14 protein-coding genes and 1 pseudogene are annotated in these 12,772 nt (G+C 66.2%); 12 read left to right on the top strand and 3 right to left on the bottom strand.

Going from position 1 to position 12,772, the window contains the following annotated elements:
- Positions 1–177: 177 nt before the first annotated feature.
- From G6N13_RS15150 to G6N13_RS15135, 4 genes are read left to right on the top strand one after another with little or no spacing between them, the layout of a single operon-like run.
- On the top strand, positions 178–1,269 hold the full coding sequence (locus G6N13_RS15150) for an amidohydrolase family protein (protein ID WP_163698266.1): 1,092 nt from the start codon (positions 178–180) through the stop codon (positions 1,267–1,269).
- Between the two features lie 21 nt (positions 1,270–1,290).
- A complete protein-coding gene (locus G6N13_RS15145) occupies positions 1,291–2,436 on the top strand; it encodes an amidohydrolase family protein (RefSeq protein ID WP_163698264.1) in 1,146 nt (381 codons plus the stop codon).
- Positions 2,437–2,439: 3 nt separating this feature from the next.
- Positions 2,440–2,832, top strand: coding sequence for a Rieske (2Fe-2S) protein (locus tag G6N13_RS15140; RefSeq protein WP_163698262.1), 393 nt, complete (start codon positions 2,440–2,442; stop codon positions 2,830–2,832).
- Positions 2,829–3,737, top strand: a complete 909-nt coding sequence (locus G6N13_RS15135) for an alpha/beta fold hydrolase (protein ID WP_163698260.1) — start codon at positions 2,829–2,831, stop codon at positions 3,735–3,737. Before G6N13_RS15140 ends, G6N13_RS15135 begins: the two co-directional genes overlap by 4 nt.
- A gap of 14 nt (positions 3,738–3,751) precedes the next feature.
- Here the strand turns inward: G6N13_RS15135 and G6N13_RS15130 are convergent, their stop codons facing one another.
- Positions 3,752–4,234, bottom strand: coding sequence for a hypothetical protein (locus G6N13_RS15130; RefSeq protein ID WP_163698258.1), 483 nt, complete (start codon positions 4,232–4,234; stop codon positions 3,752–3,754).
- A gap of 53 nt (positions 4,235–4,287) precedes the next feature.
- Between G6N13_RS15130 and G6N13_RS15125 the strand changes: the two genes are divergently transcribed.
- The 8 genes and pseudogenes from G6N13_RS15125 (at position 4,288) to G6N13_RS15090 (ending at position 11,513) form a co-directional block, all read left to right on the top strand.
- Positions 4,288–5,595 carry an NADH-ubiquinone oxidoreductase-F iron-sulfur binding region domain-containing protein gene (locus G6N13_RS15125; protein WP_163698256.1) on the top strand — a complete coding sequence of 436 codons (1,308 nt, stop codon included), beginning with the start codon at positions 4,288–4,290 and terminating at the stop codon, positions 5,593–5,595.
- 8 nt (positions 5,596–5,603) lie between these two features.
- Positions 5,604–5,888 (top strand): ferredoxin, encoded by a 285-nt coding sequence (locus G6N13_RS15120; RefSeq protein ID WP_163702140.1) that lies wholly within the window; start codon positions 5,604–5,606, stop codon positions 5,886–5,888.
- On the top strand, positions 5,885–7,531 hold the full coding sequence (locus G6N13_RS15115; protein WP_163698254.1) for a thiolase C-terminal domain-containing protein: 1,647 nt from the start codon (positions 5,885–5,887) through the stop codon (positions 7,529–7,531). The genes G6N13_RS15120 and G6N13_RS15115 overlap by 4 nt, the downstream gene beginning before the upstream one ends.
- Positions 7,524–8,396 carry an alpha/beta fold hydrolase gene (locus tag G6N13_RS15110; RefSeq protein WP_163698253.1) on the top strand — a complete coding sequence of 291 codons (873 nt, stop codon included), beginning with the start codon at positions 7,524–7,526 and terminating at the stop codon, positions 8,394–8,396. The genes G6N13_RS15115 and G6N13_RS15110 overlap by 8 nt, the downstream gene beginning before the upstream one ends.
- A complete protein-coding gene (locus G6N13_RS15105; protein ID WP_163698250.1) occupies positions 8,396–9,214 on the top strand; it encodes an NAD(P)-dependent oxidoreductase in 819 nt (272 codons plus the stop codon). The genes G6N13_RS15110 and G6N13_RS15105 overlap by 1 nt, the downstream gene beginning before the upstream one ends.
- Positions 9,199–10,020, top strand: a pseudogene (locus tag G6N13_RS15100) (NAD(P)-dependent oxidoreductase); the annotation flags it as partial. The gene G6N13_RS15105 and the pseudogene G6N13_RS15100, both read left to right, overlap by 16 nt.
- 102 nt (positions 10,021–10,122) lie before the next feature.
- Entirely contained in the window at positions 10,123–11,325 is a 1,203-nt protein-coding gene (locus G6N13_RS15095) for a cytochrome P450 (protein ID WP_163698246.1), read from the top strand.
- A complete protein-coding gene (locus tag G6N13_RS15090) occupies positions 11,322–11,513 on the top strand; it encodes a ferredoxin (protein ID WP_163698245.1) in 192 nt (63 codons plus the stop codon). The genes G6N13_RS15095 and G6N13_RS15090 overlap by 4 nt, the downstream gene beginning before the upstream one ends.
- A 146-nt stretch (positions 11,514–11,659) precedes the next feature.
- Here the strand turns inward: G6N13_RS15090 and G6N13_RS15085 are convergent, their stop codons facing one another.
- Both G6N13_RS15085 and G6N13_RS15080 read right to left on the bottom strand, forming a co-directional pair.
- Positions 11,660–12,166, bottom strand: a complete 507-nt coding sequence (locus G6N13_RS15085) for a hypothetical protein (protein WP_163698243.1) — start codon at positions 12,164–12,166, stop codon at positions 11,660–11,662.
- Positions 12,163–12,771: a TetR/AcrR family transcriptional regulator gene (locus G6N13_RS15080; protein ID WP_163698241.1), complete on the bottom strand. Its 609-nt coding sequence runs from the start codon at positions 12,769–12,771 to the stop codon at positions 12,163–12,165. Before G6N13_RS15080 ends, G6N13_RS15085 begins: the two co-directional genes overlap by 4 nt.
- Position 12,772 lies beyond the last annotated feature (1 nt).

Here is a 12,772-nt window from a genome sequence, read left to right as displayed (position 1 = left end):
TTCCTGCGCCACCGGTTTCCCTTCGACGGTATCGCACTCTACCGGCTGATTTGCTTGCCGCCTACGGCCGGATGAGGCACAGTGGTAATGACGTTCTACTCTCAATCGCGAGAACATTATTCTTGATCCTGAAGAACGTGGATTTAGCCTAGGGCAGACACCTGGAAGGTGGGTTTGGTGATAGAGCACCGCGACGGGACCACGACCCCCGTGATCGACGCGAGCGTGCACATCTTCTTCGGGTCGACCCCCGAGTTGCGCGGCGTCATGCGGGAACCGTTCAAGAGCCGCGGCTTCCCCGACTACGAAATGGACTGGTACGGGGCACCGGGCGGCGAGTACCTCAAAGGGGCCCGCGGGCCCGACGGCCAGTACCCCGGCTCCGACCCCGCCGTCGTCGCGCAGCAGCTGTTGACCGATCGCGGCGTCGACGTCGCGATCCTGCATCCGATGGGCCGGGGCATCATGCCCGACCGGCACCTGGGCACCGCGATCTTGGCCGCCCACAACGAAATGTTGGTCTCGCGCTGGCTGGATCATCCCGAACTCGGCGAACGCTTCCGTGGCACCATCCGGGTCAACCCCGACGATATCCGCGGTGCGCTGCGCGAGATAGACAAGTACAAGGACCACCCCCGCGTCGTTCAGATCGGCATCCCGCTGCAATCGCGAGAGCTCTACGGCAAGCCGCAGTTCTGGGATTTGTGGCAGGCGGCGGTCGATGCCGGCCTACCAGTGGCCACCCACATCGAGACCGGTGAGGGCATCGCGTTCCCGCCGACCCCGTCCGGCCACACCAGAACCTTCGAGCAGTACCTGGGCTTTATGTCGCTGAACTACATCTATCACCTGATGAACCTGATCGCCGAGGGCGTGTTCGAGCGCTGGCCAGACCTCACGTTCGTCTTCGCCGACGGCGCGGGCGACATGATGACCCCGTTCATGTGGCGGATGGATTGCTTCGGCCGCCCGCACCTAGAGCAGACGCCGTGGGCACCGAAGATGCCCAGTGACTACCTGCCCGGGCACGTCCACTTCATCCACAACAGCCTCGACGGACCGGGTGACGCCGACTTCGCCGACCAGTGGCTGTCCTTCACCGGCAAGGAGGACATGATCATGTTCGGCTCCAGCTATCCGCACTGGCATTGCACCGATATCCATGCCCTGCCCACCGCATGGACGGCCGAACAGCGGGAAAAAGTCTGCTGGCGCAACGCCGCGCGGCTGTACGGCATAGACATTCCTGCCGGCGTGACCGCACAGTAGACGTGAGCTAAGGAGACCCCGATGACTCTGACCCACAGCCACGAGCGAATCGCTCCCACCGAACGCATCGCGGTCCGGTGCGTCGACTCCGACGTGCACCCGGTGCCCAAGCGTGGCGTGCTGCAGGAGTACATCCCGGAGCCGATTCGCACCAAGTACTTCAAGAACCATCGCGTCGGCGAGACGATCTACTACGACTCGCCGGACTATGCGCACGCCTACGCGATGCGGGTCGACTCCTTCCCCGACGACGGCGAGTTTGCCTGTAGCGACCCCGGCATGGCGCTTCGACAGGCCGTCATGGAAGCCGGCGCCGACATCTGCATCCTCGAGCCCGCACACGCCCCGTGCCGGATCCCGGAGGCGACCGCGGCGCTGTCCTATGCACACAACACCTGGCAGGCCGAGCACTGGCTGGACAGCAAGACCAATTGGCACCAGCGTTGGCGTGGCTCTATCTGCGTGGCGATCGAGGAGCCCGAGGGGGCGGCGCGCGAGATCGAGAAATGGGCCGAGCATCCGTACATGGCCCAGGTGATGATCAAGGCCGAGCCGCGGCCGTCGTGGGGTGACCCGAAATACGATCCGATCTGGGCGGCGGCCACCAAAATCAACAAGCCGGTGAGCTGCCATCTGTCGCGCGGCTTCTTCGAGACCTTGCCCATCCCTCCGGTCGGCTTGCCCAGCTACAACCACGATTTCATGGTCAGCTATTCGCTGCTCGCGGCGAATCAGGTGATGAGCCTGATCTTCGACGGCGTCTTCGACCGCCACCCCACCCTGCGCATCGTGTTCGTCGAGCACGCGTTCAGCTGGATCCTGCCGCTGATGTGGCGGATGGACGCGATCTATGCGGCGCGCAAACCGTGGCTGGACATCAAGCGCACACCGTCGGAGTACGTCAAAGACCACATCAAGTTCACCACCCAGCCGCTGGACTACCCCGAGGACAAGACCGAGTTACTGCGGGCTTTCGAGTGGATGGAATGCGAGAAGATCCTGCTGTTCTCGTCGGACTACCCGCACTGGACCTATGACGATCCGCGCTGGTTGGTCAAGCACCTGCCCGAGCATGCCCGGGAAGCGGTGATGTTCCGCAACGGCATCGAGACCTACGGTCTGCCGGATACCGTGCCGGCCCTCGAGGGTCAGACGCGGGTCTTCTGAACAATGGCTCAAGCAGACAAAAAGCCCCGCCTGGCGCAGGGCCGCGAGCACGTGGTCGCAACCGTTGACGAAATCCCGCCCGGCACAAACAAACTGGTGCCGATCGGCCGGCACGGAGTCGGTGTGTACAACGTCAACGGCACGTTCTACGCCATCGCGAACTACTGCCCGCATGAGGGTGGCCCGCTGTGCTCAGGACGCCCGCGCGGCCGCAACATCGTCGACGAGAGTGTGCCCGGCGACGCGGTGATGGTGCGCGATATGGAATACATCTACTGCCCGTGGCACCAATGGGGGTTCGAATTGGCAACAGGCACCACGGCGGTCAAGCCGGAGTGGAGCATCCGCACCTACCCGGTGCGTGTGGTGGGCGACGACGTTCTCGTGACCGCATGAGCACACCGGTGACCGCCGGTCCGCAGCTGCGCGAGGGCGAACAGATTATGAAGATCAACGGCGGTAACGTCGTCTACGAAATCCTCGGCGCTAAAGGCGATTTCATCGCCTTGACGCCGGGTGGCCGATACAGCAAGGATATCGAGGGGTTGCGCCCGCTGGCCGAGGAATTGGTCAAGGGCGGCTACCGGGTCTTGTTGTGGGACCGGCCCAACTGCGGAAAATCCGATCTGCAGTTCTACGGCCAGAGCGAATCCCATATGCGCGCCGAGACATTGCACGGGCTGATCACCGGCCTCGGCATCGGTCCGTGCGTGATCGCCGGCGGCTCCGGCGGTGCCCGCGATTCGATCCTGACCACGATCCTCTACCCCGAGATCGCCACCAAGCTGGTGACCTGGAACATCGTCGGCGGGGTGTACGGCAGCTTCGTGCTGGGCTCGTACTATCTGGTGCCGAGCATCCTCGCGGTCCGCGGCCTGGGCATCAAAGGCCTTCTGCACGTAGACGAATGGCAGGAGCGGATCGCCGAGAACGCGGTCAACAAGGACCGGATCCTGGCGATGGACGCCGATGAATTCCTCCGGGTCATCCTGCGCTGGCTCACTGCGTTCGTGCCCAAACCCGGCCAGGCGATCCCCGGTGTCGACGACGAGTTCTTCGGCGATATCAAGGTGCCCACCCTCATCATTCGCGGCGGCGAGAACGACTGGGACCACCCCAAGCGCACATCGCTCGAGGTGAACTGCCTGATCAAGGGCTCCACATTGATCGATCCGCCGTGGCCGGAAGACGCCTGGGAGCGCGCCGGCGAGGATCGGGCATCCGGAAAAGTCAAGCGGTTCAACATGTTCGACACCTGGGTGCAAGCCGCCCCGGCCATTGTGGACTTCCTGGCCCGATGAGGGACGGGTTCGGATCAGACCATGCGGATATGAATCTCGCAGTTGGTCGAGGCCTCCAGCGCGGTGTGTACCCGACTCTCGGGGATCCGCGTCATCTCCTCCTTGCGCAACGTCACGACGATGATGTCGTAGCCGTCATCACCGGCGGTCCGCGCGATCTCGCCGTGCAATCCGAAACCGGCCAGCACCCCGTGGGCGTCCTCGTCGGTGCCCCGGCTGACATAGGTCACCACACCGCTGAGCGGCTCGGTGCCGAACGCCTTGGCGCACATGGCGATCGCAGCCTCTTGGAGTTCCTCGACGTCGGTGGCTCGCGGATTGTCGACCAGCATCTCGGCTTCGCGGCGACCACGCGGCATCTGGGCCAGGTTGTTGTCGATCACCGCCACCCCGCCCCGCTCGGCGAGCGTGCGCAGCGCTGCAAAGCCTTCGGTCAGCTGAGCAGGCGTCAGCTCACCAGACGGGTCAACGTCGACACGAACCACAGCCGTTCTCATGCGCCTCAGCGTAGCGACCGCGTGCCGAGTGCCCGAATCAGAAGAGGTGACCGATGAGTGCAACCGCACCCGTGGGCACGGCCTTGACCGTCGCCACCGCGCCCGGCAACACACCCCGGCTCTTGCGGCTGCCCGTGAAGGTGGAAACGCACAGCGCCTACCTATCCGCCGGCGGATACGAGCTGCTGGAGAACGTCGAATCGCTGCTAGCCGAGGTGCAGAACGCCGGCGTGCTGGGCCGCGGAGGTGCCGCTTTCCCGCTGGCCGTCAAGCTGCGTACGGTGCGCTCCGCGCACACCCGGGGCCACGAGACGGTGGTGCTGGCCAACGGCGAGGAAGGTGAGCCGGCCTCGGTCAAGGACCGCTGGCTGCTGCGGCACCGCCCGCACCTGGTGCTCGACGGGATGCGGTTGGCCGCCCGGCTGGTCGGCGCGACACGCGCCTACGTGTACGTGTCCGATACGGAGGCGGCCCGCGCCGTCGACGCCGCGCTCAGCGAGGTCGGTTTCGATACGTTTGGCGGCCTGGGTTTTTCGATCGTGACGGTGACACCCGGTTACGTCGCCGGCGAGGAATCCGCGGCGGTGCGGGCCATCAACGGAGGCCCTGCCAAACCCACCGACAAGCCGCCGCGACCGTTCCAGCACGGTATCTCGGGGCATCCCACTCTGGTCAGCAACGTCGAAACCCTGGCGAACCTGCCCTATGTGCAGCGCCACGGTGCGGCGGTGTTTCGGTCGGCCGGCACAGCAGCGTCGCCGGGGACCTTCCTGATGACGATCACCGGCGCGGGCCTCCCACCGGCCCTTTACGAAGTCCCGCACGGCATGCCCTTCACCGATCTGCTTGCCCTGCATGGTGTTTCACCGGACAATGTCCGCGGAGCACTGATGGGCGGCTACTTTGCCGGACTGCTGAACCGCGACGTATTGGACACCACCCTCGACCATGAAACGTTCCGCCAGCTGGGCTCCGGTCTCGGCTGCGGCGCGATCACGATCCTGACCGACGATTGCCCGGTGGCAGTGGCCGCCGCGGTGCTGGCCTACTTCGACCGGGAAAACGCCGGGCAATGCGGATCCTGCTTCAACGGAACGGCGGCGATGGCCGCGGTTGCCGGCGCGTTGCGTGACGGTGTGGCGACCGCCGAAGACATTGCCCGCCTAAAGCGTTGGTCGGTTGTTCTTCGTGGCCGGGGCGCCTGCGCGACCCTGGACGGTGCGGCCAACGTCGCTGCCAGCCTGCTCAAACATTTCCCCCAGATCGTCACCGAGCATCTGGCCGGCGCCTGCGATCCCTGCCGCTCGGCTGCGTTCAGCGCCCAGCGGCCCTACGAGGTGGAGGCGGTGACCCAGCGATGAATCCGAAGATGCGAATCCGGCTGGACCGGACGATCTGCGACGGTTTCGGCATCTGCGCCAAGCAGGCACCGAAGCACTTCTCGCTAGACGACTGGGGCTATGCGTCGCTGATCGGCGATGGGACCGTTGAGGAGGCCGATCGCGACGACGTGCTGCGAGCGTTGTTCGACTGCCCGGTGCACGCGATCGTGGAGATCAGCGACAACGAATTCGTTGGTGAGGCGCCACCGAACGGCACGGCCGCGACCGACGAGGCGCCGGCGTTCGAGGCCCGCTGGGGCTTCGCGCAGTGACCCGCGCTCCCCTGCCACAGGTCACCGGCGACAACGAGTTCTTCTGGACCGCCGGCGCCGACGGCACGCTGCGCATCCAGGAGTGCCAGGACTGCACCTCGTTGATCCACCCCCCGCAGCCGGTGTGCCGGTACTGCGGCAGCCACGACCTGAAGGCCCGCCCGGTCAGTGGCCAGGCGGTGCTCTCGGCGTTCACCGTCAACCAGCGTTTCAGCATCCCCGGATGGCCCGCGCCCTACGTAGTGGCGCAGGTCGCCATCACCGAGGATCCGCGAGTCCGGTTGACCACCAACATCATCGACGCAGACCCCGACGACCTGGAGCTGGGCCAGCTCGTCGAGGTCGTCTTCGAACAGAACGACGACGTCTATCTCCCGCTGTTCCGGCCGGTGACGCCCAACCAGATCGCGGACCTGCCAGCCGACGAGATCGCTCCGCAGGATTTCGCCAAACATGTCCGGCCGCCGCTGACCGCCACCAAATTCGAAGAGCGTTCGGCGATAACGGGTATTGGCGCGTCTCGACTCGGGCGCCGGTTGATGGCCAACCCGTTGGCGCTGACCGTCGAGGCCTGCGAGGCCGCGGTGGCCGACGCCGGTGTGACGTTCGCCGATATCGACGGACTGTCTACCTACCCGGGCCTCGATATCGCCGGGATGGGCGAAGGCGGGGTGACCGCGCTGGAGGGTGCGCTGGGTCTGCGGCCCACCTGGATCAACGGCGGGATGGACACCTTCGGCCCCGGCGGGTCGATCATCGCGGCGATGATGGCCGTCGCCACCGGGATGGCCCGGCACGTGCTGTGCTTCCGAACCTTGTGGGAGTCGACGTTTCAGGAGCTGCTCAAGCAGGGCAAGATGGCACCCCCCGGTGGCCTTCGCACCTCGAGCTGGCAGACGCCCTTCGGTGCCACCTCAGCCGCACACACGTTGGCGCTCAACGCTCAACGCCACTTCGCGCGCTACGGCACCACCCGCGAGACGCTGGGCTGGATCGCGCTCAACCAGCGGGCCAACGCCGCATTGAACCCGACCGCGATCTACCGCGACCCGATGACGATGGACGACTACCTGTCGGCGCGACCGATCACCACGCCGTTCGGACTCTACGACTGCGACGTCCCCTGCGACGGCGCTGTCGCGGTGATCGTCTCGGCGGTGGAGACCGTACGCGATCTGCCCAAGCCGCCGGTGCTGTTCGAGGCGGTCGGCACGCAGATCATCGAACGCACCGACTGGGATCAGACGACGCTCACCCATGAACCGCAGGTGCTCGGCCAATCCGCGCACATGTGGACCCGAACGTCGTTGCGCCCCAGCGATGTCGATGTCGCCGAGCTCTACGACGGATTCTCGTTCAACTGCCTGTCCTGGATCGAGGCACTCGGGTTCTGCGGGATCGGCGAGGCCAAGGACTTCCTGGACGGCGGCGCCAACATCGCTCGCGATGGGGTGCTGCCGCTGAACACCCACGGCGGCCAGCTCTCTCATGGCCGCACCCATGGCATGGGGCTGATCTACGAAGCGGTCAGCCAGCTTCGCGGCGAGGCCGGTGACCGTCAGGTCAAGGGCGCCAAAGTCGCTGTTGCCAGTAGCGGCGGGCTGACGCCGAGCGGTGTGCTGCTGATGCGGGCCGATGACTGACGCCCCCACCCGCCGGGTGGTGCCGGTCGCCGGGATCCCGATGTCCGGTCTGTTCGCCGAGGCGCCCAATCCGCGTGCGGTCATCGTCGCCCTGCATGGCGGGGCATCGTCGGCGGTGTACTTCGACTGCCCCGGCCATCCGGACCTGTCGCTGGTGCGCGCTGCTGCCGCAGCCGGTTTCAGTGCGGTGGCCCTGGATCGGCCGGGTTACGGCGCGTCGGCGCCGTACTCCGATGCGATGTGGGACCCGCAGCGTCGAGTCGAGTTGGCCTACGGCGCCGCCGACGCGATGCTCGGTAAGTGCGAGCGCGGCGCGGGCCTGTTCGTTCTGGCCCATTCCAATGGCTGCGAACTGGCCTTGCGGATGGCCGTCGCCGAGCGCGGGCGCGATCTGCTCGGTCTCGAGCTGGCGGGTACCGGGCTGCGCCAATATCCCGCCGCCAGAGCAATTCTCAAGCAGGCTACGCCCACCCACCGGCCGGCGGGCATCCGCGAGCTGATCTGGGCGCCCGAGGAGCTCTACCCCGCTGACGTCGTCAACGCCGTCGGCTCCGCCGGGGCGCCGCCGCAGGAGGCTGAGATCTCGACACATTGGGCTGGTCGCGACTTTCCTGCACTGGCCGGCCACGTCGTCGCTCCGGTGCGGTTCACCGCGGCCGAACACGAAAAGGTGTGGGACTCCACCCCTGAGGCAACCGCCGATATCGCCGCGTTGTTCGCCAAGTCGCGGCACGTCGAGATCCACCACCAGAATGGCGCTGGCCACAATCTGAGCCTGGGTGTGGCGGCCGCGCAGTACCATTCGGGCGTTTTCGCGTTCGTGAACCACTGCATCACCGCTGATGTGGACCTGGAGGCTGGCTAATGCGTGTCGGATTCATCGGGCTGGGCAGCCAGGGCGCTCCCATGGCTCGCCGGATCGTCGAGGGTGGCTACCCGCTCACGCTGTGGGCGCGACGCGCGGCGTCGGTGGAGCCGTTCGCCGATACCGCGGCGACGGTGGCCGCCACCCCGGCGGAATTGGCCGCGAACAGTGAGCTGGTCTGCCTGTGCGTGGTCGGTGACGCCGACGTGCTCGAGGTCGCCACCGGCGAGGGCGGCGTGCTGTCCGGGCTTCAGCCTGGCGGCGTCATCGCGGTGCACGCCACCGTGCATCCCGACACCTGCCGAAAGCTTGCCGAGACGGCCGCCGCCCAGGGCGTGGCCGTAGTGGACGCACCGGTGAGCGGCGGCGGCCCGGCAGCCGAAGAGGGCAAGCTGCTGGTGATGATCGGCGGCGACGAGGCCACCGTGGAGAAGGTCCGCCCGGTGTTCGCCACCTACGCCGACCCGATCGTCCACCTGGGTGGGGTGGGCGCCGGGCAGGTCACCAAGCTGCTGAACAACCTGCTGTTCACCGCCAACATCGCGACCGCCAAGACTGCGCTCGACCTGGGCGCGGCACTGGGCGTGCCGGCGAAGAATCTGTCTGAGGTGATCACTAGGGGTTCGGCCAACAGTTTCGCGCTGGGCAGCGTGGCCCGCTTCGGCGGCAGCCTCGACATCCTCAAGCAGGTCGCGGCTGGGCTGCTACATAAGGACGTCAGTCTGATCGCCGGGATCGCCGAGAATGCCGGCGCACAGCCTGGTGCGGTGCTCGATGCGGCCGATGCAGCGCTGAGGTTGATGGGCAACCCCAGGTGAAGGTCGGCTTCGTCGGCGCGGGCCGAATGGGTGCGCCCATGGTGCGTCGGCTTGTCGACGCCGGTCACGATGTCGCAGTACTGGGCCGCACACCCGAAAAGCTCGCCGCCACAGCAGAGTTAGGCGCCATACCGGCCGAGAGTCTGGCAGAGCTGGCTCGCGACGCCGATGCGGTGGTGGTCTGTGTGTTCACCGACGAGCAGGTGCGCCAGATCTGCCTGGCCGACGGCCTGCTCGACAGTATGCAGTCGGGCTCGGTGTTGGTCCTACACACGACGGGCAGCCCACGCACCGCCGACGCCATCGCCGAACAGGCCCGCGCGCACGAGGTTGCCGTGATCGACGCACCAGTCAGCGGCGGACCGCAGGATATCGCCGCCGGGACCGTGACGTTATTCGTCGGCGGCGACGACGAGGCGGTGCAGCGGGTCCACTGGCTGCTGTCCAGCTACGGCGATCCGGTTCTGCACGTCGGACCGCTCGGTTTCGGCCAGCGAGTCAAGCTGATCAACAACGCAATGTTCGCCGCGCAGATCGGGATCGTGGCCGAGGCGGTGTACCTTGCCGAACGCCTCGGCGTCGACGAGACCACGCTGCTGGCGGCGCTCCCCCATGGCAGCGGCACGAGCCGCGCCCTGAGCTCGATCGCCCGAGTCGGCTCGGCCGCCGGATTCATCGGCGCCGTCGGCGAATTCATCGGCAAAGACGTGGCCGTCGTCCGCGCGACGGTGGCCGATCTGGGCAGTGACCTCGGCCTGCTCGACGAGGTCGTCAATGCCGGCCTTTCGCGCAAGAAAGTTAGGTGATTCAGCCATTTTCAGCTCTCCCGGATGCCCCACTGTTAGCGTTACAATCAACCAGCTTTCCGTAACGCTTATGGACCAGCCCTCGCCTCGGAGGAGATCGCAATGACCCAGGCCGAACTCGTCTTCGATCCGTTCTCGCAGGAATACTTCGAGAACCCGTTCGACATCTACCGCCGGATGCGGGATGAGGCGCCGATCTATTACGACGCCAATGAGGACTTCTATGCCCTCTCGCGCCACGAGGACGTCTCGGCGGCGTTGAAGGACCACGACAGCTTCTCGTCGTCGCGGGGTTGCGATCTGGCCATGGTCAAGGGCGATGAGCCGCCGCAGAAGTCGATCATCTTCATGGACCCGCCCGAGCACCGGCACATGCGCAGCCTGCTGAACAAGGCGTTCACTCCCCGCGCGGTCCAGTCGCAAAAAGAGGTGATCATCGAACTGATCGACAAGTATCTGGCCGCGGTCAATCCGGATGCGTTCGACATGGTCCAGGACTTCTCCGGCCCTTTCCCGGTCGAGGTCATCACCCAGATGGCCGGCGTGCCCGAGGAATACCGCCAGCAGGTTCGGCACTGGATCGACACCAGCCTGAGCCGAGAACCCGGACAGATCGCCTATAGCGAAGCCGGCATGCAGGCCAATATCGACACCGCGATGTACTACTACGGACTGGTGCAGGAGCGGCGCGAGAATCCGCGGGATGACATGATTAGCCGCCTGATCGCCGCCGAGATCCCCAACGACGACGGCACTCTGCGTCGCCTCGACGACATCGAAATCTGCGGTTTTGCAACGCTTCTCGGCGGCGCGGGTGCCGAAACCGTAACCAAGCTGATGGGAACCGCCGCGGTCAACTTCGCCCGTTTCCCCGACCAGTGGACGAAGCTGCTTGACGACCGGGACAAGATTCCCGCGGCGGTGGAGGAACTGCTGCGCTACGAAGGCCCGGTGCAGTACAACGTGCGGTACACGTTGAAGGAGGCGACACTGCCCAGCGGAACGATCCCAGCAGGCAAGCCGGTGTTCCTGCTGATTGCGTCGGCCAACCGGGACTCGGCCGCCTTCACCGACGCCGACACCTTCGACATCGACCGCGACCGCACCGAGGCGCAGAACCTGGGCCTCGGCTACGGCATCCATAGCTGCCTGGGCGCGGCCCTGGCCCGAATGGAAAGCGCGATCGCACTGGAGAAGATGCTCGACTTCATGCCGCGCTACGAAGTGCAGTGGGACGGCCTCCGGCGCGTCCAGATGCAGAATGTGGCCGGCTTCTCCCACGTCCCGGTGCAGGTGCTGCGATGAAGATCGAGGTGGACTTCGGCCTGTGTGAGGCAAACGCGATCTGTATGGGAATCATCCCCGCGGTGTTCGACCTCGACGACCAGGACTACCTGCACGTCCTCACCGACGAGGTGACCCCGGAGAACGAGGAACAGATCCGCGAAGCCGTGCGCCAGTGCCCGCGGCAAGCCATCTCCATCAAGGAGTAACGCTCGGGGTACGGCGTCGTCCGGTGAGCTCGACCTGGATGTATCGGGCAGGACGCCTTCGGCCTCGGGTTCACATTCATCGGCGAGAACCTGCCGTTCATCGTCCTGCCCCACCCGCAAGGCCGCAGGGCCCGGGGCGGCCGAGCTCAGCTAGCGGGGACCAGGTCGGCACCGATCGGCGGGCAGCTCATCGCCCCGCTGCGGAAGGTTTCGGTGGGTGCCACGGTGATATCGCTGACCGCCGCGGCGGCCAGCGCCTGTGCCTTGAATACCCGCGCCGCCGAGCTCAGCCGGTGCTCAACCGAATCGACGGTGCGATCGAGTTCGACGGGCTGCGCCTCGCCCCACAGCGCCACCTCGGTCATGCCGTAGTCCAGCGCCCGCAAGACACCCTCACGCACCCGAGCGTCGGTGTCGACGAGGTCCGCGGCCACCGCGAGGGCCTGGGGATGCGGCTGGTCATCGCCGGCTTCGAGTACGGATTCGAAGTCGACGGTTTGGGCGCCCAGGATCGACAGCGGCCGGGTGTCACCGGGTTGCGCGAGCAGGACATGGACGTCCCAGCCGGCCATCACGCGGTCGAAGATCCACCCACCGGCGTGCTGCACCGCCTCGGCGACGCTGGGCGCGACGATGTCGAGCCGGTACCTCATGATCCGGCGAGTGGCGCCATCTGGCCCGCCAGCGACCTGGAGTACTCCCGGAACACATCGGTCAGCGGTATCGACGGGTCGAGCAGCCATGAGGTCTCCATTCCGTTCACAAATGCCAGGATTTCGATGGCTTTGAGGGCCGGGTTGATGTCGGTTCGGTAGCGGCCGTCGGCCTGCCCGCGGCGAATTCCCTCGGCCACGATCTCAATTGCGTCCTGATACCGGGTCAGCAGCCGGTCATGCAAGGGTGCATCTGGTGCGATGTTCTCCACCATCAGCACTGCGAAGGTACCGACCAGCTGCGGTGACCGGTCCATCCGGTCGGCAGCGTTGGCGATGCCCTCGACGAGGTCACCGAAAAGGTAATCGGCGTGCTCGCTGTCGTCGGCATCGCGGGCGTCGAGCACCGCGTGCAGTAGCTGCTCTTTGGATTCGAAGTGGTGCAGCAGCCCGGCCGCGGTCACGCCGGCCTCCCGCGCGATCTGGGCCAATGTGGTGTTGCGCCAGCCGTTCCGCGCCAGCAGCCGCTGCGCGACGTCGAGAATGCGCTGCTTACGGTCTTCGCCCTTGGCCAGAAGGGTTGCGTACGGCCGCGTTGCCGTCACC

Source organism: Mycolicibacterium sarraceniae, assembly GCF_010731875.1.
In the GTDB taxonomy this organism is placed as follows: domain Bacteria; phylum Actinomycetota; class Actinomycetes; order Mycobacteriales; family Mycobacteriaceae; genus Mycobacterium; species Mycobacterium sarraceniae.
The sequence above is the reverse complement of the archived record's forward strand: the minus strand, read 5'-3'. Positions and strand labels throughout refer to the sequence as shown.